Below are 24,463 nucleotides of genomic sequence, written 5' to 3'. Positions count from 1 at the left end.
TTCACAAACGACAGCTCAATCCTCTGCCCGAGCTGGGATTCTTGTGCGCCAAATAGCCGAAATACGTGGAGGGTTTGTGCGTTGCTGTAGTCGCCCATGAGGCGCTAGCAAATGGGGCTTCTCCTAGCGTAGTAGGCGCTTGAAATCTTGGGCACATTCCAGAGATCGGTTTATCATGGAAAATCACGGGATAAAGCCACTTCTGTGTCTTGAAACTATGGAACTCCCTGTAAAGAGGCGAGCATGTCCGAGCCACGCGAACTCTTGGTGGGTCTTCTCGACTACATCAAGGAACAAGCCAAGGTTATTGACCCGCGAGGATTCGTCCTTGGGAGTACGGGAGCATTTTTACGCAGACAAAAGGCTGTTGCTGGCCTAATAGGTGTTGAATTCGACCTAAAGGTCGCATCCGATCACGTCTGGATGCGTGTCCCCAGGTTAGCGGCTGAACCCCCACCACCAGCGCCAGAAAATCACAAAGCGGTCATCGTCCTAAGCGCGAATCCAGACGGTCCTTTGCCATCCTTGGATGAGCGCGTCCTCAACTGGGAGCTGAACAAGGCTGTTCAAAAGCGTTTCGCCGAAAAAGACACAGACGATCCCGATGTGCAGGAAGAGATTCAGCGTTTCCGCGCAAACTGGTGGGAGAAATCCCGCCGCGCGCTTGAGTCCTACACGCTGACTTGGAAATCGTGGGCCAATGTTGAGCGTGAACGCCGCAAGACAATTGCACTCTATGGCGATCTGTTTGCTTTGATGCACTCGATTGAGGCCGAGCAAACAAATAAGCCGCAAGAACTTGTTTGGGGTATAGGAATCTCGACTTGGAGGCTTGCTCACGAAAAGGGAAAATTCTCTTTTGAGTATCCACTCCTGACTCAAGCCATCGAAATATCGCTTGATGATAAGTCGATGGCCATTGAGTTGCGTCCCCGTGCAACGGATACTCAGGTTGAATTCGACGCAATCACAGCTTGCCATGTTGAAGGCGCAATCGAAGCAGAGGACGCTGTCATCAAGCACCTGAAGAAGCACAAGGACCGGCCTGTTACGCCCTTTGATCCCGGCAGTTATTCGGGCGCTCTCAAACTCATCGCGGCGAACCTCGATAGCGAAGGCATATATAAGGAAGTGCTTTTGAAGGGTGAGTCCGTGCCCGTTGCTGGTGAGCACTTGGTGGTGACTGACGCATGGGTTTTGTTCAGCCGCCCACGCACCGTCAACTTCCTTTTCGAGGACTTGAAGCGACTGGGAGAGAACCTCAACGCTGGATGCCCCATTCCAGACGGGCCTATGGCGCTTGTCTCTGAGCCTTCGGACGAGCCGCTTATATTTGAAGCTGTAAGTTTTCGGGGAATTTCAAGCAGAGGTGAATCGGGAGGCTCAAAGAAGCCACAAGAACTGTTTTTTCCTCTTCCCTACAACGAAGAGCAAGTCACTATTGTCAAGAATCTTACGCACGCGGCGGGTGTGGCCGTACAGGGACCGCCGGGGACCGGCAAGACTCATACGATTGCGAACATTATTTGCCACTATCTCGCGCAAGGAAAGCGGATACTTGTGACTTCGCGCGGAGATGCCGCACTGAATGTTCTGCAAGAAAAGATTCCCGATGAGGTTCGCGCGCTCACGGTTGCGCTTCTTGCAAGTGACCGCGAAGGTGTACGGCAGTTTCAGGCTTCTATCGAAACGATTCAGCACCGCGTGTCTCAGCTCAACCCTGAACTGACGATGAGGGAAATTGAGCGGTGCCAAAGCTCCATTAATCGGGCGCATTCCGAATTTTTATCCATCGACCGGAGAATCAATGAAATAGCCTTGCACCAGCTATCAGAGATTGAAGTGGATGGCGTCCCAATGCGCGCCCAGAAACTCGCTGAGCTGGTGCAGAGCGGCAACGAATTGCACGGTTGGTTTGATGATGCCGTTTCGTTGACGCCAGACAACGCGCCCCCATTCGATGACAGTGATGCCGGGCGAATTCGTCAAGCAAGGCGAACTCTCGGTGCCAGTATTGTTTACGTTGATAAGAAGGTTCCATCGGCGGAGAATTTTCCCTCGGTTGCGGAAATTTCACGACTCCACGACCTGCTTGTCGAAAAGAACAAAATCGAAGACGAACTCCATAACGAGGAACTCGCCGCGCTCAAGGCGTTTACGCCGAAAACGCTCGACAATGCGCGGGCTTTCTTGCAATCAATCGATGGTGCTCTTGAGCTTCTGACGGACATAGAGGAAGCAGGCGAAGAGTGGCCACTTGCTCTCCGGGCCAAGTGTCAACAATCGGCGTTTGTGGCAGAACGAAACGCCCTGATGGAACTTCTTGGCGCGATTGACGAGGTTGCAGAGGCTTGGGCGGAATCACTAAAACACCCAGTGAGTCTTCCCTCTGAAGCAATCACATCTGCCAAAACAGTCGAGGCAATCAGGACTGCATCGCTTACAGGAAGGCCCTTCGGTTTTCTGCCTTTTGGTGCTACAGAGGCCAGACATCATATTCAGAATGTCACAATTGATGGGAGGCCACCCGCGACCGTAGATGAGTGGGGGCTTGTTTATCAATTCGTGAATCTGCACAAAGATTGCCGCTCATTTTGCATTCGTTGGAATCATCTTTCCGAATCACTTGAAATCCCCCAGTTGAATCAAAATAGGCTAGAGCTTCGGCAGGTGGTAGCTAATGCAACCCTTGCTCAGAAGGCGCACAGGCTTGCTACGCACTTCGATGTTTTACTGTCTACTCAAGCATTGGATGTGTTCGCAGAACAGCCAAGCGAACTCTCAGGCGGCACACGTGCCGAACTCGAGGCATTACGGCAGAGGATTGTCCAAATCCTGACCCTCGATGAACTTTCCCAAGCTCCGATTCGTCTTGCTCAACTGACCGAAACACTCGCTGGATGCTCTGGGCCTGTAGTCGATGCGATGCGTTCATTCGTGGAATCGTCGCTGGGCGATGGAGAGTTATCCAATGCCTCGGTTGCTTCACAATACACAGAGCTGCTGGCTGAGCTACGCCGCATAGCTGGTTTGGCCTCTGAAATGGGTTGCATCCTTGAAGGTGCACAACGAATTGCAGAAGCCGGTGCGCCGAAATTAGCGGAACGGGTTCGCTCAATCCCTATTACCTCATCGGGAGATGATGCAGTTTTCCCCGTGACTTGGCGCGAGGCCTGGAACTGGGCGCGAATGAAAGAGCACCTTGACCGGATAGAAGGCCGAGCCGAATTGCGGAGCCTCGGGGAACGAAGGCGCGAACTCGAAACCGGCCTTGCTCGCTTTTACCGTGAGATGGTGGCCAAATCAGCATGGCTGGCCACTAAGACGAATGCAACATCGCGCACGCTTTCAGCCTTGGAGCAGTATTCTACGGCCATCAGGAAGATGGGAAAGGGCACTGGCCCGAATGCTACGAGATACTTGCGGGATGCGCAGGCAGCGATGAAAGAAGCTGCTAATTCAGTGCCATGCTGGATTATGAACCATAATCGCGTATCCGAATCGATGCCACCGGATATAGGGATGTTTGATCTTGTCATCGTAGACGAGGCGAGCCAGTCAAACATATGGGCTCTTCCAGCCATTCTGCGAAGCAAGAAAATTTTAGTGGTTGGGGATGACAAACAAATCTCGCCCAATAGCGCTTTTATAGAGGCTCAGCGCATTCAAGAGCTTCGTGATCGGTTTCTGAGCAATCAACCATTCCGTGAAGCGCTTACCCCAGAGATGTCTCTTTACGATCTCGCTTCACGAGTATTTGCTTCAACACAAGTGATGTTACGCGAACATTTTCGTTGTGTACCGCCAATCATTGCGTATTCCAATCGAACTTTTTATGCTGGGCCAGACGGCAAGGGAATGATTCAACCACTCCGAATCCCCAAAGGATCGGAAAGAATCGAACCTCCACTTGTGGATATTTACATCGAGGGAGGAAAGCGCAACAAACACGATTGCAATCACCAAGAGGCCGAGGCAATCGCCGATGAAATTGGCGCAATCCTAAGAGATGAAAAGTATAAAGTGAGAACGATTGGAGTAGTTACGCTCCTTGGGATGAACCAAGCCCAACTGATTGACCGGGTAGTGAACGAAAAGTGTGATACGGGGGAACTGTATCGTCGCAAGTTTTTGTGCGGCGATGCGCGTACGTTCCAAGGGAGCGAGCGCGATATTATGTTCCTTTCGTTGGTCGTCGATGCTACCGATTGCCACGCGCTTTCAAACACTGACGCGGAACAGCGTTTCAACGTTGCCGCCAGCCGCGCACGTGATCGAATGTATCTGGTGCGGTCCGTCCAACTCTCGGACCTTTCGGACAAGGATTTGCGAACGGGGCTTCTGGCGCACTTTGACAATCCACTGGTGGTCGATAAGGCAGAGGCAGAGCTGCTTGTTGACCGATGCGAATCTGGGTTTGAGAAGCAAGTCTATTCGGAACTCGTATCCCGTGGCTATCGCGTTACGCCGCAGGTCAAGACCGGCGCTTATCGTATCGATATGGTTGTCGAGGGACAGGGCGATCTTCGCCTAGCCATCGAATGCGATGGAGATGAATTTCACGGGCCTGATAGATGGCAGCATGACCTCAGCCGTCAGCGTGTGCTTGAACGTGCGGGGTGGGTGTTCTGGCGCTGCTTCGCCTCTACTTGGGTACTTCGCAAAGATGAGGTCATGGAGGAGCTTGTTCAGTTCCTTAACCGAATGGGGATCGAACCATTAGGCGCTATCGAGACGGCTTCCCGCATCGTCGAAAAACGTGTATTCAAGCCTGAATCAGATACGTTAGATTTGCGATCCGAGCAATCTGCGAATGCTAACGGGGCAGATGCGTACGATGGCGAACCCAGTGCTGCTCATCTTGAATTGGAAATAGAGGAAAGTGCGGTTGAATCTTCTCACTTCTCTGAAGCTGAGAGTGCGGTGTTATCGAGTGCAGATGGGAATGTTGCGGAACTGAGTGCCAGTGAATCGACCAAGCGGCATTTATTTCAGAAAGGCGAAATTGTCACCTATAGAACTAATAAAGGCAAGAGGCGCAACGGAGTGATTACTTGGACTGATGGTAAGCAGGTAAAGCTGATTGACAACGGGGCTACTGTAAGCAAGAGCATGGATGACATATTGGCCGTCAGCGGTCATTAATCAAAACTGTTTAATTGAAACTGTTATCGACGCACCGCAGTTGGTTGCTTTCGATTATCAATAACTGTTCATAGTTGGCGACATTCCCCGGAATAGTTGGAATGATAAGCCAAGGCGGATAAGGTCCGTGTCAAGGCCGGGCCGCAGCCCGCCGCTATGCGGTCGTAGAGCCTTGACGCGGGCCGCGCCTCGGCTACACTGCTGCGATTCGGGGAATGTCAGTTTTGCGCTGAGCGCCGTTGATTGGCCGGCTATATGCCAATCTCATTTTTCTGACAAAACGTCGATCTCGATAACCTGCGGCGCGTTTACGAGACGGTATGCCTCATCGACAACAGAAGCATTTACAAACTGCGTGTCGTTGGCCTTAGCTGCACCATACCCGCCATGAATATGGCCAAAAACGTGAAGCCTGGGCCTGATTTGCTGGACAGCTTCCGCCAGTTCTTCGCAGCCGAGATGGGCAGTAGTGGGCCGCGCGGTATCCAGCACGCCATGCGGCGGTCCATGCGTAATCAGAACATCAGTGCTCGCCGGAATCATCTTCCAATATCGCCGAATCGCAGCGCCGCGCGCGACATTGAAGGCCCAGTTGTTGAACTCGGGCTGAATCGGCGATCCCCAGATTTTCAGGCCCGCAAGTTCCGTGCTGGAGTTTTCGAGATAGATGGCGTTGGTCAGCAGTTCTCTGGCAGCGCCGGGGTGGCGCTCAAACATCCAATCGTGGTTTCCAGCGATGACGACCTTATGCCGGTGGGGCAGTGTGCCAAGCCACTGGTTGAAATCAATGATCTCGATTGGGGTATCGCCGAAAGCGGCAAAGTCTCCGGCATGAATCAAGATGTCGCCGTCCGGCACGCTCAATTTGGCGTGCTGGCCGTGCGTATCGCTGATGCAGACAATGCGAATCTGGGACATGGGGACTTTACTTCGCTGCGTGCGTGAGAAGTTCCGGGTGGACTTCCTGCAACCATGCCCGCACCTGCTCCTGCAAAACGGGCAGATCCTTCATGATCTGCGCGAGGTCGGTCGGAGAAACGCCGCCTGCCAAGTCATAGCTCGTCGTGTTTCTCTTCTGTGAATGCGACTTGATCTTGCGCACCCATTTCTCGCGTGCGGTGGAATCCTGCGTAGTCAGCGTATATTCGAGACTTTCGATTACGCGCTGATGGTGGCCCTGGCCAATCGAAACCCGATAGCCACTGGCCCGCAAAGCAATGTTCACGAGCGTAAGAATGCCGTTGTACGCCGCCTGAAAGCGAAGGTCGTCGGAGATGCTTTCCACCTTCGAGTCCGCCTGTGAGCGGTCCACGATGCTGAACAGGTCGGCAATCTCCTTCGGACTGCTCGGCTCAGCCTTGTACCAGCCGAATTGTGCAAGCTTCTCTATACTCATTCTCGTCGCCGATCAAAAAGACCTTCATGCTGTCCATCAATGATTGCAGAAAGTGGTTGCCCTCGTGAAGCCGCTTTTTCAAATCCTCGCGGGAATAGATGGTCGGATTGACGGGCCGCCGCAACTGCTTTTCGAGCGGCCCCACAGCATCGAGCACATCGTCGAGAGAGACCACACCAATCACCATCAGATCAATGTCGCTCGTTGCCTTGTCCTCGCCGCGTGCAACCGAGCCGTACACAAAAGCAAAATCGATGCGGGCTTTAAGAGGTGCCAGCGCGTTTTTGAGCAACTGGAAGACGCCAAGAGTCTTCGCCAGCAGGGCGCGCAACTCCGGGTAATCCGGGTGCTCCTGGTTGACCTGATAGAAAACCTGATTGCCCCTTTGCGAGCGATTGACAAGCCCAACCTCGGCCAACAGCGTAAGCTCCCGCTGCACAGTCCCCACACTCGTTTCAATCTGGCGGGCAATCTCACGAATATAGAAGGATTCGTCCGGTGCGCCAAAAAGCAGAGACAACACCCGGCCTCTGGTCTGGCCAAAGAGCAAATCGCCGGTGGATGTGACTCCTGTACTCATGACAGGAACAATTGTACCCCAATTGAGAACATGAAGCGGCCTGAATTTTTAATATTAGCTAGATTCGGGCTTGGCGCTTCAACTAAAAAAGCGATAAATGCTTTTTTATTGGCACTTTATGCCACAATCCCCCACTGTATGGGAACTTGTCCAGAACCAGCCAGACCAGTCAGGCAGTACCAGCACCGTGCAATTTCGCAGGTCCAAAAGAAGACCGACAAATTTGATTTCTATGGAATGCTCAAAAACGTACGGCGGCGCTATGGCTTTCAGGCCCGCAGAGCATCCTTCCACTATTTCGCATAGACCGCTACTTGCCTAGCAACCATTTTTGGACAAACCAGGACATTTCTCGCACTTCGTATTCGATTTAAAATCTATATCGATAATCTGGACAGCCCAGTACGGGAGTAGATAATGTAGGCCATGCTCTCCTGTGCGCGTTCATTCTGGTTCTGCACTATCTTGCTTCTCGTTTTGTCGTTCTCCACATATACTGCCCAAGCACAAAAGCAGGTGCGCGAGATCACGATTCACTCGGGCTGGGGCGGCTTGGAAACGCCACAAAATGCAACTGTAACTATCCATCGTGAGCAACGTGGATTTCAGTGTGACGGCAAGCCCGTTGATGCGAAGCTCGTGCAAACGGTTGTGACTGCACTTGGAGCCCCTCAGATCACAAAACCTGAACTTGCGAATCTCGGAATCACGCATGTCTGGCTTAAGAAGCAACTCACAGCCGTGGAAGCCGAAATGCCCGGCTCTATTCCTGACGCCACCGCTCGCCAGAAGGACCTCTTCGAGAGCACCTTTGCCGATCCACAGCGAATGGCTGATATTACGGCTTCACTTTTTAAATATTGGAAATCTGACGATTATCCATATGTACAGATCGAAGTGCATTTTATTGATGGCTCCAAATTAACGGCTGAATCCAACTCTTACTACGCTTTCATGATTCCCTGGAAGGTACAAGGCGCTCAGAGCCTAAAGACCTACAATGCCGCAATCTCTCGTGCCGTTTCCGCGCTCTTGCCCAGCAAGAGCCCCAATAAAGAGCGATTGTCGGGCGAGGGCTTTGCCTCGGAATTGGCCGAGGCAACCATGAACCACATCAAAGAGCATTGGGAGATGATTGGCGTAGAAGATCATGCTGGTGATTCGCTGGCGTCTCTACGCGGCGTCTATACAGTCGAACGCACAGACATCAATTCCTATCACAATGCAGAATATGGCGTTTCATGGGATAGCAACGCGCCTCACGAGGAAAATATGCACGCAACATTGCATAAAGCTTCTTTTCCTCTCAACCTCGCAGTTGAAGCCATTTTGCTCAGCGAAGCCGGAAAGATACAGGGAATCGATCAATTTCTTCAAACAGGTTCACGATACGAAAAGATGGTTCTTTCCATTCCGTGGCTCATGACTTGGCTACGCACGCACCCCAAGGCACATGCCTTTCTTTTCTATGTTCACGGAAAGTCATTCAGCGACCAGGCAATGCGTAGTTTCACGCAGGACATGAAGGTACGTGGGCGTGAAGAACTCATCGAAAAAGTACGCTCTCAGCAAGCCGATATAGCGCTCATAAAGATCGATGGGGCGGACTGGCTTATCTTTCCAGACAAACATCTGATGCTTTGGCGTTACTCGTTGCCCTCGGGATTATTGAAGTGGACCGACAAGGACTTTCCCGCAGGTCGATGCGGTGCCTATCCTGAGAATGACGGCGGCTGCTCCGGCAGCGAAGTGCGGCCAGACGGAACGCTCGTGCCCAATGGGAGGCCACGCGATGAAGCGTGCGTTGCCGCCTATCGCGCACAGTATCCGCTGCCAGCACTCTTGCCCGATGCGCTTTTCAATGTAATGGATCACGGTCGCGGTGGATTCATTGACCTCGAAGGAAAGATTGTTATTCCTCTTTGCTTTGATACTGTCAGCAAATTCTCAGATGGACTTGCGCGTTTTGAGCGTGACGGCAAATGGGGCTATCTGAACTCAACCGGAGCCGTGGTCATTCAACCACAATTTCCTTGGGCTGAAGATTTTCGCGAGGGCATGGCGCGGGTGCAGGTAACTGGCTCAGCATTAGGCTACGATGGCCGCTGGGGATTCGTCGACAAAACTGGCAAAGTAGCAATTGCGCCCATCTATAAGCGCATGATGACTGACGATGGTGATGATGCCGCCTTTCATGATGGCTTGGTAAAGATCGAGGTTGACAGCAAGTCTGGATTTCCGCTCACAGGATACATTGACAAAACGGGCAAGGTTATAATCCCTGCGCATTTCACTTTTGCTGAACCATTTTCCGATGGCATTGCAGCAGTCACGGAATCTGATGCGGGCAATACTGTTTGGGGCTATATCGACCATACCGGAAAGTGGGCCATCCCGCCGCAGTTCGATTGGGCCAACGGATTTAGCGATGGATTGGCAGCCGTCAATCGCTACCAGAACTGCGGATTCATTGACCGCTCTGGTAAATATGTTCTACGCCCGGAGGTACCCGCTGGTGAGAACGATTGCGCAAGAGTCTGGGGAGATTTTTCCGAAGGACTGGGGCGTTGGCGCTTTGGCGCCTTGTTCGGCTATATAGACCATACAGGCAAGACCGTCATCGAGCCACGATTCCAAGTGGCAAGCAGTTTTTCTGAAGGATTAGCGGCTGTAGTCATCGGCGGAAAATGGGGCTACATCGACACAACAGGAAAGATGGTAATCGAACCACGAGAACTGAATCGCGCAGAAGCATTTCACAACGGATTGGCACAGGTGGTGACCAAAGATGGCAAGTGGGGCTACCTAAACAAAACCGGGAAATATGTATGGGAGCCTGTACGTCAGGGAAGCGACTAAAGTTAACATCAATCGACATTTCCTATATGCTCCGCTGTTATAGGCATAATAATGCCTATAACAGCGGTTTTTAACTATAAAGGGCATCATATTGCCGCTTAATATTAAGCGCATTTCGATGCATTGCAATACCCATCACCGTGCTTGACCTTCGTGCCTAAAGGCACTACGTCAGATGATGCATCAATCAAAAATTCGATGCCATCTCCAGAGCGGATTTGCTCGCTGTGGTGAATCGTTTCAGCGTCAGAAGACCCGAGAAGGTTTTAGCCGATATTCGCGCCGCCATCAATAACCGGTCGCAATTCGCCCGACAGGCCCATATTTCCACTGTCAGCAGGATCGCATCGCGGAGCATCTGATTCCGCTATAGCTTGTGGGCTAGGCTAGGATAACGGGAACAATTCAAGCAAGCGGACACGAGCCGCGGCCATGCCATCGGAGTCGGAGATATGGACAGCGGACAGATTCTACATTGTCTGTCATCCCACATATTCAGGCTGAAAATTCTCGGTGTGCTCGGTTGAGGAGGGACTTGTTCGTAAGAATTTGCGCCATTGCCAGACCTATACCTAGTAACAATAGAAGACCTTCGAAAGGCGTAGATCCTCTCTTGTCCTGAATATTCCACCAGTCAGACAAGTGGGAGTGGATCGACTGCGCCGCTGTTTCGAGAACGAACAGCGCTACAAGAAAAATAAGATGGCGCAAAAGCAGACGGGGAATCTGCGGCTCTACGGCTGGGCAGGTGAATTTGTAACCGGGAACATTACCGCCGCCTCTGCTACCCGTTGTAGCAAACGTGAAGAACAACACGAAAAAAGTGTAGGCGATGAGCGATACAAATTGCACTCTGTAGGGCAAATCTCTCAGTACCGCCATGGCGATCGGGCTGCCTATTGTCATGCAGAGAAAGATCGCCGACATTAACAGGAGTCGCAGACCCGAGCTCTGGTGTCGGCACGGATCAGAGAATGGCCACTGCTCCATCAAATCAGGGCGCGGCTCGAATGAAGCAATGCGGTGGAGCGGGATGTGACGATGACTCCGGTGCGTCCGAAGCCCCTTTCGAGTGAAGCCTTCTGTAGGAATTACCTGGACAGAGAGACGATTTCCCTCTTCGTTCAATCCAACAATTTGCACAGTAATCCGTTCGCCTTTTGCAAGCGATAGGACACCGAGGGCACCCGCGTCTGCTTTATCGAGCCATTCGGGAGCAAAGTGTCGCTTTGCATCATCGAACGAGAGTTTGCGATGTGCGAGTTCCTTGCCCAGATCCTGCTCGGCTTCCGCTGTGAAACCACCTTCAGCCGCAAGCTTTAAGAGCGCCGCGTCGCTAAGGGTATGATAGTGCCCGTCAAATGCATTCTTGCTTGACATAAAAGTTGACTCGATTATATTGCGTCGGATTGGTCGGCAATCCGACAACTAGCGAACTTGGTTTCATGGATCAGGCCATAAAATTGGTCAGGGGTATTTGCGCATGCACAAATACTTCTGTTTCCTTGACGCTTACGAACTTGCTTTGAAATGTACTCTATCCAGATTGCCGACGATACACTCAGGTGAGAGAGCGCAATTGATCGCCTGCAGGTTAAACTTTTGGGCTCTGCGCAGGAATCTGTAAGGCAGCGTGATTTTCGCGGGTTTTGCTTGAGGTGTGGAATCGGCTATTCTCCTCCCGATGCGCGACAACGATTGGACGCGGGTATTGGGATGGCCGGGCTACAAGGTCTACCGGCATGAGATTGACGAGCCTGGCAAAAGGCTGAAGCTTTGGGTTCGGCGCAAGCGGGCCAACAAGTTGCTGGTCTGTTCCGGCTGCGGCAGGCCAACAGGCGAAATGGTAGCCAGCTATGAGCGGGAAGTGCGCGATCTGCCGTGCTTCGAGTATCTGACCACGGTGGTGATCGAGCTGTACCGGGTTCGTTGCCTGGACTGCGGCGTCAAGGCGGAGAAGGTGCCGCTGCTTCCTGGCAAAGCGCCCTTCAGCAAGCGTTTCGAGGATGCGGTAGGCCAAGCCTGCGAAAGCTCCGCAGCCAGCCGAGTAGCGCGGCAGTTTGGTCTGGCGGCGAGCACGGTGCGGGCCATCGATCAGCGGTATCTGGCGCGTTGGGCAAAGTCGCGGCGCAAGCCGGCCTTGCGGCAGATGGGTGTGGACGAGATCTTTGTGGGCAAAAAGCAAAAGTTCATCACCGTGGTGAGCAACCTCGGGACCGCCGAGCCTCTGTGGTTCGGCGCGGAGCGGAAGAAGGAAACGCTCGACGAGTTCTTCGCCAAGCAACTGAGCCCCTTTCAACGTGGCGCGGTGCAGGCTGCCTGCGTCGATATGTGGGAACCGTTCAAGCAGAGCATCGCCGAGTGGCTGCCCAACTGCCGCATCATCTATGACAAATTTCACATCATGAAGCACGCCGGAGCGGCTGTGGATGAGGTGCGCCGCCAGGAGTTCTTCCGCAAGGGCGGGCCGGCGCGGGAACTGGTCAAGGGCAAGCGCTGGCTGCTGCTGACGCGCTGGGTGCATCTGACCGCGCGCCAAAAACAGCAACTCAACGAACTGTTTGCGCTGAACCGGCGCGTGATGAAGGCGTACCTGCTCAAGGAAAGTCTGGATCGGCTGTGGAGCTACAGATATGAGGGCGCGATGTTGCGCTACCTGAAGAACTGGATCGATCAGTTGCGCTGGCAGCGGCTCAAGCCCATGGAGAAGTTGGCCGACATGCTGCTTCGCCATCTGGAGGGAATCCTGAACTACTGCAGAACAAAGGTTCCCCTGGGGGTGGTCGAAGCAGTCAACGGCAACATCAAAGCGCTGTTGCGACGCGGACGCGGCTACCGCAATCTCAACTACCTGCTGCTGAAAGCGCAACGGCTGGCCGCCACAAGAACCCAACTCGTCGCCTTTCAGAAAGCCGCGTAAAACGATGGCCTTTACACATTCTCGTCAAGAGCCAACTTTTGATTGTCAGAGGGATCTCCAAATGTTTGAGACGGACATCGAAAACGAGAAGGAACCGGAACATAGTGGAAGTTTCCTGTACTGGTCAGTTCCATACTATTGGCTGAAAGAATGGCGTCTATCTAGAGCGGCTAGGCAATGGGTTCCCACTAGTGCAACCGTCGAGAGTGGCTATAGGACTAAAGGCGGGTACAAAGAAACTATTCGCGCAGAGCTTAGATACTCATATCATTTCAACCAACAGCACCACTTTGGAGAGATGGTGCGAGAATGTGTTTTTGACTCAGCGGCAGCTAATGCACTTGCTTGCGATTACACCAAGGGGGACCAGATCACGATCTTCGTGAACCCCGTCGATCCTGACCAATCTTATTTTGCATCTGGGTTCGGGTCTATGGAACCGATTCTCACGGGCGCATTAGCACTCCTAGGCACATCGCTCTTGCTGTTCATACTCGTTGGGATGCTCGTCGCTGGTCTTACTGGCAATCTCCGGTAATCACAGATCATGCCGTACCAAAACCGTACCAACCTCGCGACAATGAATGCAGATGGTGAATGGTGGCGCGGGCGGGTTCTCCGCCGCCTCCCGAAATGTATGCCAGAATCACCTTTGCTGAAGGCGAGCAGGACGCCCGCCGCCTCCCGCATTCGAAAGAAAAAGCGAAGATCGGCATAAAAAAACGAGCGAAAACTGTACCAAAACTGTACCAAGAAACCGTCATTTTGGGCATTTTGGAGTTTTTGTAAGCACTTGAAAACACTCATATTATTGAATTTAAAAGACTGAAAAGTCGTTCGACTCCCGCCGCCTCCACCAACAACTAATCTTACTTATAATGCGAAACTTACGTGACAACCATTAAGCACTATTTACTTTTCTATGCTAGCGTTTTTCTTTATGAAATACACATTGAGATAGCATCTTATTGATTCAATACATTTTAGCTCCGCCTTAACGTAGGAAGGTTTCCACCTGGAGTTAGATGGTGTTTGCTACACGCTTCGCCACACAATTTCAGTTTCAGGCCCCCTCGGTGTTTTCACCTGAGAGTTCGCAAGGGCCAGTGCAAGGGAAAACATGTAATTACATCAAGGTTTTATCCGTAATTTTCTGAGACTGCCGTTCTCAGCAGTCCCAGAAAGGTGAATGTGCGGCGTTGGCCCCGGATAAATGCAAGGGGTTTCTCCGAGGTATAGAGCTCTTTTCTACTGAGGCTCAATCTGAGAACCAGCAAAATCCCGCCTCAGGAACACTACCGCTCAGCAACCACCGTGGGCACTGACGCGCCCTTTGGAGAAGACAGATACCCTGTGACCGTGTTCTTGGCGCTCACATTGTTGACCACGATCTCAAACAACATGGGATCTTTGCCACTGAAGAACTGAAGCGGCTCGTTCAGGCTCTTGTCTTTCTTCTCGTATACCTTGTCGTCAGAATAGACGGCGAGGGTGTACCTGCTCTTCTTCGAGTCTGCTCTCTTTAGTTCCAGAGTCACAGTCCCAACCGGACTTTTCTTCCCACGCACCAGCGTGAACTGATAGTAGTTCCGATCGCCCTTGTGCTTCAAGATCTCCAGTTCGTCGCTATTACGGGCAATCAGGGTGCTGTGGCCGTTCAGATCGCCCTTCATGGACGTCAATTGGGTATTGGTGTTGGCCAAGTCGCTTTGCGTCTTGGCCACATCCGTCTTGACGCCGCCGACATCTGTCTGCACATCGGTCACAGCACTGGAAACCGCTGCTACCTGACCAGCCGTCTGCTTTTGCTCAGTTGCCAATTGGGCTGTCGTCCGCTCCCCACGCACCTCGCGGACCTTCAGTTCAGCCGCTCGTGTGTCCAATTGCTTCTGTGTCAGTCCAAGCGAGTTCTTCAACTCGTCAGTGGCCACATCCAGCCTTGCACTGGTATTCTGCTGCGCCGCAGTCAGCTTGGTGTTCTGTGCCGCGACATCGCTCAGAAGCTGTTGCTGAGCAGACAGTTTGCTGTTCAGCGTGTAGCTCCAGACAATTCCACCCAGGCCCAAAAGCCCCGCCACTGCAATCGACGCTAACAGTGCACCGGGATTCGTTCTGGGAGTTCCTTGAACCTTTTCATCTGTCATGTGATTCTATCCTTATCTCTGAATCACGCTACAGCACACCATTGCTCTAAACTGCTCTACATAGCTCATGAGAAAAATTGATCTGCAATCAGCCTCAATGAGGTGCCATCTGAGTACAGGGAGATGAAAAGCTCTTTCTCAGTAACCGCTTGTTCACTTTCCAGCAAGTATGAACGCCGGAGCAAAAATAGGCCACAGAGCACCACGAGAGCGGTGCTTTTCGGAATCGCATGAGGTGAGCACGGCAGGGGGGGGGAAGATCAAAGCGAAAAGAATCCATGTTTACCCAGCTCTTATTCAATTTCGATACCCAGAAAACCTCGTCCGATTGGATAAGTTTTTATAAGTCGCGACAAGAAAAAACCACTCTATATCTGCTCATATCTCCAGAGCCGAATAGAGGATGGTCTGCTTGTAGACGCGGCGATGGACTACTGCAGTTTTCCGTCTTGCGGTGGTAGTGCATAGATGCGCAACTGGCGAATGCGCAGATGGCTGTCGGTTGTGCGCAGGGCAAACCATCCATCGCGATAGGGTTCCTGATCCTGGTAAGTAAACAGGCGCTGGCCATCGCGTTCATAGGTAATGGTTGAGCCATCTGCAATCAGGCGAATGGTCTGCTCATGGTTGGCGGTAAGCAGATCAGGTGCGGCAGTGCGATCATTCTCTGGCAGAAGCGGACGGTCGCCGGCTGCGCCAATATAGCGCCGAAAGCGCGTGGTCGTATTATGATTGCCGCCAAGGCCAACGTAGTACGTGCGCAACAGATCATATTCGTGAAAAGATCCCTGCCGTGGCGCGGCAAAAATATCTTCGGGATGTGCCGGATCCGTCGCCATCCAAAAGCAATTCAAATCGCTCACCCGATCATGCAGTCCACCGGCCTGCACGGCTGTGGCACGATACTCAATGGCCACCGGCCCATGCAATTTCTGCTTCCACCAGAGCGTAACTCCGGCGGGCGCATCAATCTCCAGCGTACCCTTCTCGGCGGTAATCGCGGCAGGCTTTTCGGCTTCAATGCGCCATTGATCGAGACCATGCTCAAAGTCGTCCGCACCAATCAAAGAAGGCGTGGAAGCCTGCGCTTTCGCCGCAGAATCCGGCTGCACCTCCAGCCGAATTGCATCGTACATCACCTGCCCCGGAATGCCTGCCGCAGGCACGTCCTGTTGCATATCTTTTGAAAGGTACTGCGAGACGGGTTGCGCATCGGCATGGCGTAGCTCAATGGTGTTTTCCCCCGCGTGCAAAAGTGTTGCGGGAAAACTGATTTCTTCCAGATGATACGGTGAATCCTGTGTGCCTCCGCGGTAGCCCGCCGTGCCGGTCTTCGGCAATTGAATGCGCCCCACCTGATTACCGTTGATGGAAACACGAAGATCGGTCAACTCACCCTGTGCGGGTTGAGCTGAGGCAATGCCAATGGTAAGCGTTGCCGTTCCCGTACGGGCAGGCGTCTGAAAGACAATGCTCCATGCAGGTTTTTCGTTGTAGATGGTCCAGTGCGCATAGTTCCAGTCCTTGGCCGGATCGCTCTGCCCCACTACAAAGCGCACGTCATGCGGAAACTGCGCTGGATAGCGATGATACATACCAAAGGAACGCGCATCACTACCGTTGCGGAACTCTCCGGCGCTGCGATCAAAACGGCCAATCTGGAAGATGCGCTCGCCATGCGTCTCCGGCTTCCAGTCAAGATCGCCAAGGTCGTTGTTGGCACGCGGCTCAATGCGCACCTTCTGCCACACAAAGTCATGTGGCTGGTCCGCGCCAGTAATCGAGAGCGTATAGCTCCCGGGCACAATATTCTTGATGTGGAAGCTACCGTCGGCTTCAATCTTTGTCCAGTAGTTATAACCTTTGCTGGCCAAGTTCCACTCCACACCCGGCGCAGAAAGAATTGCCGTGGCCCCACTTGCCGCCGCATGATTGAGCGATACGCGCCCACTGAGCGCGCCACGTTGCTGACTATACTCCGGCGCATCGGCCCAGGCGTAGGGCCAGCTTTGCCGCTGCCTTCCTAACTGCAGTTCGGCATCGCGCCAAAGTTCTTCCGCGCTGGAACCGTGGTTGGCATAGACGAGGAATGGGCCATACACCTTGCTCCACTGCTCTCCATCCGCAACCTTCACCGGCGAAGCACCGAAGTGCACCGATTGCAGAACACGCAGTAACACATTGTCATGTACAGTCTGTCCCTGCTTGATCGGGCCGCCGTTATGGTATTCAGAACTAGGCTCGATCATCCACAAACCATCCTGCTTGCCCACGTAGCCGTAAACCGGAACGTCGGCCCAATAAACGGAATTCATGTACTTGGTTTTTACCGTTCCATCGGCCAGCTCAAAGGTTGCGTCGGTCAGTTTTTTTGTAACTGCGGCCTGCGGAATGGGAACAAATTTATAGTTTCCCACGGCCCATTGATCGAAGGTTCCATCCATCACGGTTTTGGCCACAAAACGCGTCTGGTAAAGCGTTGCTGCCGCATCCTTCACACCATGGCGCAAAACTGCATAGGCATAAACGCCACTCTGGCCGCGAAAGATTGTGTAATGTACCTCGACTGCAAAAGGAAAGAGCGGCGTGGGTAGTGCCGTTGTAACAACCTCAACCCGCTCTGGCGTGTTGACCGCCAACTCGGTGCGACCTACGCCGGGACGAATGCGATAGTAGCCTTTTTTGTCAGGGTTCAATCCCGCCGGAACTATATCCGCATCGGCATTTGCATCCCAATAAAGTGCCGCGCTGGGATCGTTTTTTTCTCCATCGCTGGGCGCAATATATGCAGCCTTGTGCGCCGTCACGCCCAGGTCATGATAGTGCTTGCCGTCGAAAGAGCGTAGCGCCCGCACAACGCCGTCCTGACGCGCCACCACGATTTCAATCAGACCATTGTGTACGGTAATGGTTTCCCGTTCCACCTGCGCAGAAACCGGCGATGCAGTCTCGGCCAGAATTGCCTGCCCGGGAAACAGTAAAAGAAGAAGAGAAAATCGCAGAAAGCGTGTCATGATAAGCTCCATGGCTGAAACAGAAAATACTGTAACGATCAGATAGTGCAATTTACTACTGAATATTGACCGTGCCAATTTTACCGCTTGAAGCATCGCGCATGACAGCAGGGAACGCGTGCATCCAGCTGACCAGATACTCGATTCCGTCGCTCGATATTCTAAACGTATTCATGACTCAGGCCTTGAGCTCTGAGCAACTCTAAATTCCCAGCGCCAAAGCCGGATCTGCGGAAAGCTCCGATGTGGCAAACTGCCCCGCACAGTAACGCGGCCAGGCTGCTGTGGCAATCATCGCCGCATTGTCGGTGGAAAGCGCCATGGTGGGGAATGCCGAACGAATGCCGCGCTTGCTGGCCTCGGCCGTGAGCCGCTCTCGCAATTCGCGATTAGCAGCTACGCCGCCGGTCACCAGAATCCGTTTGGCCCCTAGCTTTTCAGCCGCGGCAAAGGTCTTCTTCATCAGGTCTCCCACCACCGCATGCTGAAAGCTGGCAATCAGGTCGAGCGTGGCCTGCGGGCAAAGCGCAAGAGCCTCTTCGCGGGTTTTGCAAGGCTTAGGGTGAGCCAATGTCTGCGGCAGTCGCGCTTCAGCTGCGGCGCGCATTTCGTTCAGCTCCACGTAGCGCAGCACAGCCGTCTTGATGCCGGAAAACGAGAAGAGCAGATGTGGATCGAGTTCGGCGATAGGAGCCGTGCGAGCCGCTTTGGTGCGGGGCGCTTTGCCGTTCAGATGGACCTTGGTCTTGATCTGCGAAAAAGCAAAAGGCACGGCCTTCGGATTGCCGAAACGCGAGAGCGAATCGATCCATGGCCCGCCGGGATAGCCGAGACCGAGCAGCTTTGCCACCTTGTCGTAGGCCTCGCCTGCAGCGTCGTCCAGGGTGCGCCCCACCAGCTTGTAGCTCCAGGAACCATGCGCCGGTTGTGCATGATAAAGATGCGTGTGGCCACCACTGACCACCAGCGCCAACGCGGGCTCATCGTCCGTGGCTTGCGGCGCAAGGCCCTGTTCGATAGCCGCCGCCCGCTCCATCTCCCGCTCATTCAAAAGCACGGCATGGATGTGGCCTTCCAGATGATTGACGGCCACCAGCGGAATGCCGCAAGCAAGGCTGAGCGCCTTGGCATAGCTGATGCCCACCAGCAGGGCTCCGGCCAAACCCGGTCCACTGGTTACGGCCAGCGCGTCCAGATCGGCAAACCCCACGCCAGCCTGCTCAAGGGCCTCGCGCACCACGGGAACCACCGCACGCAGATGCTCGCGGCTGGCCAGTTCCGGCACCACACCACCGTAACGGGCATGAGTGGGAATCTGCGAGGCAACGACCGAGGAAATCGTGCGGCTGCCGCGCTCGACCACGGCCGCAGCCGTCTCGTCGCAAGAGGATTCAATCGCCAGAATAAGACCACGGGTAGACATACTCTTTCTATTTTAGCGGTTTGCGCGACAGCGTTATCGGGCAGTTGGCTGTCCCATAGTTCTTTTGCGGCAAACCTGAAGGCTGGTGCGGCAATACTTTCGCAATGTTTTCTGCCGGAGTACTCTTGACGGCGGTATATACATTACCGACAATCAATATATACAAGGAGTTCCCATGGCCGCTCCCCTCACCTCCATCCGACTGAACACGAAGTTGGCCGACAAGGCTGCCCGCATCCTGGGTGCAAAGTCGCGCACCGAGGCCGTGCATATGGCCCTCGAAGAGGTCGTCAAGCTGCAGGATTTTAAGGACACGATGAAGAAGTACGGCGGCAAGCTACACTTCGAAGGCTATGACGAATAATCTCGTCGTGTTCGACACTTCGGTCCTGATCGACCACCTGCGCAGCAACTGTCACGCAGCGCGCATGGCCGCACTCAGCGCCTCGGTACGCCACTCCTCCGTGGTGCTGGCCGAGCTTGCCCGCGGCGTTAAAACCCGTCAGGAACAGGAATTCTTCGCTATTTTTGAAAAACAGCATCCGATTCTGACACCCAGCGAGGGAGACTGGCTCAACTCTGGCCGGGTGTTGGCTGCAATCCGCCAAAAGACCGGCTACGAAGCCCCCAAGCTACGCGACCTGCACTTCGATGTACTGATCGCCCTGACCGCTCGCACCCACGACGCACGCCTGATTACCAGTAACCGCGCCGACTTCGAATTGATCTGCAAATTCGCCGAGTTTCAGCTGGAAGTCTGGTAGTGTTCCGCACAAACAGCACAGGCCGCCCGAACGGGCGGCCTGTGTCTTTTACGCCGAAGGCGTAGTTGCCTGGACGGCTAGTTCTTCTTGGGAGCGGGGGCGATGTCGGCCACAGCCACCACGCCTTCCACCGGCTTTTCGCCCATGATGTGCTCGCGATAGAGCTTGGCCATGCGGGCATTTTCCTCAGGGCTCAGCTGCTTGGCCTTGGCATCGCGGGCGCGGATCTTTTCCTCGCGGGCGTTCTTGGCAATGCCCAGATCGTCCAGCGTATGGTTGGCTTCCGCGTTGACGTGGTCCATGTTCAGATTCAGATCGTGGCCTACGTAGGACATATCGACCTTCTTACCGCCGGCAAAGATCTCGTGACGACCGTGCTCCTCGTACCACTTGGTCAGAGTAGCCGTCATGTGCATCTTCTCTACGATGTTGCGCCAGCCGATGCCCGTGTTGTAGGCGCAGAAGCTGATTTCACCCTGCTGGGTGGCGTAGGGGATGATGCACTGCTCGGTGCGGCGGAAGTCGTAGTTGAAGAGATCCTGGAACCACATGCCCGCGATGAACAGGAAGTTCCAACGATCCTGACGGCGCTTCTTGATGTCTTCCATGCTGCGACCAGCCTTGATCGAACCATAGTCCTTGCCGGTAGCGTTGAAGGTCTTATCCACCTTCGCCAGCATATCGGTGATCTTGAAGTGCGTGGGCGACATGAAGGGGTCGTAGTTGCGCATCAGAGCCAGCGCGAAACCGACAACCGAAAGCCACTTGCCACGGGCAGCATCATTGACCTTGGCAATGTCCTTGGCGGCCTGAGCCAGATCAAGGAAAGCAGTCACGGGAGCGGACTCCTTGGTCTCCTTGTCGACCATCAGCGCCATGCCGATGCCGCAGTCAGGGTGGCAGCCACAGCTCAGCTGGCCCCACTCGGCGTTGGGTCCGTGAATCATATCGGCCCAGTCGGAGAAGGTGCTCATGAAGCCGATGGGGAACCAGTCGCGGCTGGGAATACCAAAGCCCATCTGCTTCTGAATGTCGTGCGCCATGTGCGAGAGGGTGTAACGCTGGGCAAGACGACGCTCGTCGGTGATCTCCTCATCGCGGCCGGTAAAGCTGACCGGCTGGAAGCTGAGAAAGCTGATCTTCTTGGGGTTATCAAGGGCGAACTGGATGATGTGTCCAACCTGCTCGTTATTGATGCCGTTGATCAGCGTGGTCACCGGAACGATATCGACGCCGGCTTCGTGCAGGTTGTTGATGGCCTGCAGCTTGACGTCAAACAGGTTGCCGATCTTGCGGTGCGAATTGGCCGCGTTGCCAATGCCGTCGAACTGGAGATAAACGTAGCGAAGGCCAGCCTCGGCCGCCTGCTTGCAAAGCTCCTTGCTCTTGGCGAATTCAATGCCGTTAGAAGCAGCCTGCACCGAGTTGTAGCCGACCTTACGACAGTAGCGAATGGCTTCAATAAAGTGCGGCGAAAGCGTCGGCTCACCACCGGAGAACTGGACACTCATCTGACGCTTCGGCTTGACCGTGATGGCGTCGTCGAGCATCTTCTTGATATCTTCCCAGCTGAGTTCATGCACAAAACCAACCTGGTTGGCGTCCATGAAGCAGGGATCGCACATCATATTGCAGCGGTTGGTCAGATCGATGGTGAGCACCGCGCCGCGACCATGGGTCATGGTCGAAGTGCCATGATTGCGCAGCGTGGCGGCATTGTGCGAACGGATGTCGCGGCCGGGGAACATCGACTGGATGCGCGTCGTGAATTCCGCATCGATCGACATGATGTCTTCAAAGTGGCCGTGCTTGGGGCAATCCTTGACCATCCAGATCTGGCCATCGCGCTCGATGATCTCAGCCTTGATCTCACCCACCTTTTCGTTGAGCAGGATCTCGTGGGGCAGCTTGCCGTCCAGGATCTGCTTGCGGATCTCAGGGACGCACTTGGGGCAAAGCGAATCGGTGGTACGGGGCCAGCCCAGCTGCGGCTTCTCTTTTTCCCAGCTCTTCAGAAGGGGCTTGTCGCTCCACTTCGGGGTAAAGGAAGGGTTGGGGCTGATGCGGTTGAGGCGTTCAAAAACAGCCCAGGCTCCCTTGGCCGCGTAAACGAGTGCCTTCTCGGCGTACTTGACCGTTTTGGACATAATTTGCAATCTCCTCTGAGTATTTCTAAGAAGCCGCCGGCGGGGTAAGCCGGACGCGGCTAGAACGCGGGCTATGCATCGATCCCCGCGTATAAAATTCCATTACCAGAGTACTGGCACAGGAAAATCAACCCAAGAGTTTGGCAGCAGACGGGGAATTTTGGGGTTGAATGGAGCCAGTGGGGCAGCGAATGGAATGGGCAAAAAGAGGAGAATTGGAATTTGCACCATTATCGCTGCAACCTTCCCTCTGACCCGCCAGATCTCTTTCCTGAATCAGTCTCTTCTGTTGACCAGCTCGGTTCCACACCCATTGGCAGCAGTTGACGCGACACAAGCCGCCGATAAGACTGTAGTCGGGTCATAATAGGCCCGTTACTGCTCAAAGGTTAGCAAAATCGTGAATACGCCCGAAAACAACTGGAACATGGACGAAGCCTTGCGCTGCATTGAAGGCAAGATGCGGCTGGCGGTCCAGTACGTCCATGGAGCGGAGACCCCGCAAATGCAGGCCGATTCGCTGGCCCGGCTGCGCCTGATGGCGGAGACGCTGGGCAGACTGGCCAACCGCATGGAGCAGCCGCCCCAGGAGTTACGGGCAGAATGAGAATGCAGCTTCCAAACAAGGGAATGCACCTGGGCGCTCTGGCGATTCTGCTGGCCGCCGTAACCGGCTGCGGCCACCATGTGAAGATGAGTCTGCCGCCGGACGAGGGACTGCCTCCTGAGCGGAACGAAGCCTACGCGCCACAGGAAAGCTCGCCGGAGTCCAGTCGGCCCGGGCGAATTCCGGTCACACCGCTGCCGCCGGGCGGAATCAGCGACGAAGATCTGAGCTTCATCGCCAAACACAAGCCGATCCGCAGCGAAGAAGGGTACGCCACCTGGTACACCGCGCCCTACAAGGGCCGCAAAGCCGCCAATGGGCAGGTCTTTGACGACCGCTCCATGACGGCCGCGCACCGCACCCTGCCCATGGGCTCACTGATCAAAGTGACCAACATGGAGACTGGCCAGACCGCAGCCATGCGCATCAGTGATCGCGGACCGTTCATCGAAGGCCGCTCCCTGGATATGACGATTGCTTCGGCCAAGGCGACCGGCGTTTACCGCGCGGGACTGCAGAGGGTACGCATCGACGTCTACCGCACGCCCAAGCCCATCGATACCGGTGGCCGCTGGTGTGTGCAGATCGGCGCGTTCACTGCGGAAAGCAGGGCTGTGCGACTGAAGAAGCAGCTTTTGAGCCACTATCCCGGAGCCAACGTGATTGAGTTCCCCGGCGAGAACAGCTACTGGGTGCGCATCCGGCCGGAAGGCGACGACCGCAAAGAGGCCGAGACGATTGCCCGCAAGCTGAAACCGGAAGAAGGCACGGCCTTTCTGACGCGGCTCGATTAGAGCAAAATCAGGAAAGGTAGTCCCAGAAAAATCGTGCAAGGTTGCCGTTCCCTGATGGTCACGGCAACTTTGGACCTGTGGCTTGCGGGCACAGCATCCCTGATTTTGCTATAAGCATTTTCGGCTCAAGCAGAAGAATTGGCCCTACAATGGGGCATCATGACGAATGCGGCCGGGATGGAGATCGTTGCGATCCGAAGAGCGCAGTCGGCGGACATTCCCGCCATCGCGGAGATAGAAAAAATCCCCGAGTTTCATGCGCTGGTGGGAAGTTGGCCCGAGGAACAGCATCGGGACATGCTGAAGGACCCGGATGCGGCTTACTGGGTTGCCGAAAATTCTGTCGGTCACGTTACAGGATTCTGCATTTTGAGCGGATTGCAGGCCAAGCATCATGCACTGGAAATCAAGCGCATTGTCGTTACGACTCCCGACAAAGGCATGGGAAAGACCTTCCTCCGTTTTCTTTTGGAGCAGGCTTTTACGGTCTGCCACGCGCACCGCGTCTGGCTCTATGTCTTCGAAGACAACGCCCGCGCCCAGCATTTTTACCGGGAGTTTGGCTTTCAGGAAGATGGCCTGCTGCGCGAAACCATTTTGCGCGATGGGCAATATCTTTCGCTGGTGCTGATGTCGCTTCTGGATCGAGAGTATCGACAGCATCCTTAAA

The 24,463-nt window shown here is 54.2% G+C and carries 18 protein-coding genes; 10 read left to right on the top strand and 8 right to left on the bottom strand.

From position 1 onward, the window contains the following. Positions 1-243: 243 nt before the first annotated feature. Positions 244-5,145 (top strand): AAA domain-containing protein, encoded by a 4,902-nt coding sequence (locus ACOBR2_RS01175; protein WP_420238251.1) that lies wholly within the window; start codon positions 244-246, stop codon positions 5,143-5,145. Positions 5,146-5,409: 264 nt separating this feature from the next. Here the strand turns inward: ACOBR2_RS01175 and ACOBR2_RS01170 are convergent, their stop codons facing one another. Genes ACOBR2_RS01170 through ACOBR2_RS01160 form a run of 3 tightly spaced genes read right to left on the bottom strand, consistent with a single transcriptional unit; the run spans position 5,410 to position 7,121 of the window. After that, a complete protein-coding gene (locus ACOBR2_RS01170) occupies positions 5,410-6,063 on the bottom strand; it encodes a metallophosphatase domain-containing protein (protein ID WP_420238250.1) in 654 nt (217 codons plus the stop codon). Positions 6,064-6,070: 7 nt separating this feature from the next. After that, positions 6,071-6,541, bottom strand: a complete 471-nt coding sequence (locus ACOBR2_RS01165; RefSeq protein ID WP_420238249.1) for a hypothetical protein — start codon at positions 6,539-6,541, stop codon at positions 6,071-6,073. Next, positions 6,498-7,121 (bottom strand): nucleotidyltransferase domain-containing protein, encoded by a 624-nt coding sequence (locus ACOBR2_RS01160; protein WP_420238248.1) that lies wholly within the window; start codon positions 7,119-7,121, stop codon positions 6,498-6,500. The genes ACOBR2_RS01165 and ACOBR2_RS01160 overlap by 44 nt, the downstream gene beginning before the upstream one ends. Before the next feature lie 426 nt (positions 7,122-7,547). On the opposite strand from ACOBR2_RS01160, the gene ACOBR2_RS01155 reads away from it, so the two are divergent. Then, positions 7,548-9,980, top strand: coding sequence for a WG repeat-containing protein (locus ACOBR2_RS01155; protein WP_420238247.1), 2,433 nt, complete (start codon positions 7,548-7,550; stop codon positions 9,978-9,980). A 495-nt stretch (positions 9,981-10,475) separates the two neighbouring features. Here the strand turns inward: ACOBR2_RS01155 and ACOBR2_RS01150 are convergent, their stop codons facing one another. Then, complete coding sequence (locus ACOBR2_RS01150) at positions 10,476-11,360, bottom strand: hypothetical protein (RefSeq protein ID WP_420238246.1); 885 nt, start codon at positions 11,358-11,360, stop codon at positions 10,476-10,478. Positions 11,361-11,664: 304 nt separating this feature from the next. On the opposite strand from ACOBR2_RS01150, the gene ACOBR2_RS01145 reads away from it, so the two are divergent. The 3 genes from ACOBR2_RS01145 to ACOBR2_RS01135 are packed head-to-tail and all read left to right on the top strand — an operon-like array spanning position 11,665 to position 13,689. Further along, positions 11,665-12,900 carry an ISL3 family transposase gene (locus ACOBR2_RS01145; protein ID WP_420236124.1) on the top strand — a complete coding sequence of 412 codons (1,236 nt, stop codon included), beginning with the start codon at positions 11,665-11,667 and terminating at the stop codon, positions 12,898-12,900. A 4-nt stretch (positions 12,901-12,904) separates the two neighbouring features. After that, positions 12,905-13,438: a DUF3592 domain-containing protein gene (locus tag ACOBR2_RS01140; protein ID WP_420238245.1), complete on the top strand. Its 534-nt coding sequence runs from the start codon at positions 12,905-12,907 to the stop codon at positions 13,436-13,438. 59 nt (positions 13,439-13,497) lie between these two features. Beyond that, positions 13,498-13,689, top strand: coding sequence for a hypothetical protein (locus tag ACOBR2_RS01135; RefSeq protein WP_420238244.1), 192 nt, complete (start codon positions 13,498-13,500; stop codon positions 13,687-13,689). A 506-nt stretch (positions 13,690-14,195) separates the two neighbouring features. Here the strand turns inward: ACOBR2_RS01135 and ACOBR2_RS01130 are convergent. From ACOBR2_RS01130 to tsaD, 3 genes are all read right to left on the bottom strand, one after another. Continuing rightward, on the bottom strand, positions 14,196-15,044 hold the full coding sequence (locus ACOBR2_RS01130) for a hypothetical protein (protein ID WP_420238243.1): 849 nt from the start codon (positions 15,042-15,044) through the stop codon (positions 14,196-14,198). 431 nt (positions 15,045-15,475) lie between these two features. Then, the gene (locus ACOBR2_RS01125; RefSeq protein WP_420238242.1) at positions 15,476-18,058 is read right to left on the bottom strand and encodes a DUF6250 domain-containing protein; all 2,583 of its coding nucleotides are present in this window, start codon (positions 18,056-18,058) and stop codon (positions 15,476-15,478) included. 202 nt (positions 18,059-18,260) lie between these two features. Continuing rightward, positions 18,261-19,481, bottom strand: a complete 1,221-nt coding sequence (gene tsaD / locus ACOBR2_RS01120; RefSeq protein WP_420238241.1) for a tRNA (adenosine(37)-N6)-threonylcarbamoyltransferase complex transferase subunit TsaD — start codon at positions 19,479-19,481, stop codon at positions 18,261-18,263. Positions 19,482-19,656: 175 nt separating this feature from the next. On the opposite strand from tsaD, the gene ACOBR2_RS01115 reads away from it, so the two are divergent. Both ACOBR2_RS01115 and ACOBR2_RS01110 read left to right on the top strand, forming a co-directional pair. Then, the gene (locus ACOBR2_RS01115) at positions 19,657-19,845 is read left to right on the top strand and encodes a type II toxin-antitoxin system VapB family antitoxin (protein WP_420238240.1); all 189 of its coding nucleotides are present in this window, start codon (positions 19,657-19,659) and stop codon (positions 19,843-19,845) included. Further along, positions 19,835-20,245: a type II toxin-antitoxin system VapC family toxin gene (locus ACOBR2_RS01110; RefSeq protein WP_420238239.1), complete on the top strand. Its 411-nt coding sequence runs from the start codon at positions 19,835-19,837 to the stop codon at positions 20,243-20,245. The genes ACOBR2_RS01115 and ACOBR2_RS01110 overlap by 11 nt, the downstream gene beginning before the upstream one ends. Positions 20,246-20,322: 77 nt before the next feature. Here the strand turns inward: ACOBR2_RS01110 and ACOBR2_RS01105 are convergent, their stop codons facing one another. Beyond that, positions 20,323-22,392, bottom strand: coding sequence for a radical SAM protein (locus ACOBR2_RS01105; RefSeq protein ID WP_420238238.1), 2,070 nt, complete (start codon positions 22,390-22,392; stop codon positions 20,323-20,325). A gap of 400 nt (positions 22,393-22,792) precedes the next feature. Between ACOBR2_RS01105 and ACOBR2_RS01100 the strand changes: the two genes are divergently transcribed. From ACOBR2_RS01100 to ACOBR2_RS01090, 3 genes are all read left to right on the top strand, one after another. Continuing rightward, a complete protein-coding gene (locus tag ACOBR2_RS01100) occupies positions 22,793-22,999 on the top strand; it encodes a hypothetical protein (RefSeq protein WP_420238237.1) in 207 nt (68 codons plus the stop codon). Further along, on the top strand, positions 22,996-23,793 hold the full coding sequence (locus ACOBR2_RS01095) for a septal ring lytic transglycosylase RlpA family protein (protein ID WP_420238236.1): 798 nt from the start codon (positions 22,996-22,998) through the stop codon (positions 23,791-23,793). Before ACOBR2_RS01100 ends, ACOBR2_RS01095 begins: the two co-directional genes overlap by 4 nt. Before the next feature lie 159 nt (positions 23,794-23,952). After that, on the top strand, positions 23,953-24,462 hold the full coding sequence (locus ACOBR2_RS01090; RefSeq protein WP_420238235.1) for a GNAT family N-acetyltransferase: 510 nt from the start codon (positions 23,953-23,955) through the stop codon (positions 24,460-24,462). Position 24,463: the final 1 nt, after the last annotated feature.

The organism is Telmatobacter bradus, assembly GCF_048629425.1.
GTDB lineage: Bacteria > Acidobacteriota > Terriglobia > Terriglobales > Acidobacteriaceae > Telmatobacter > Telmatobacter bradus.
This window is presented reverse-complemented; position numbering and strand designations above follow the sequence as displayed.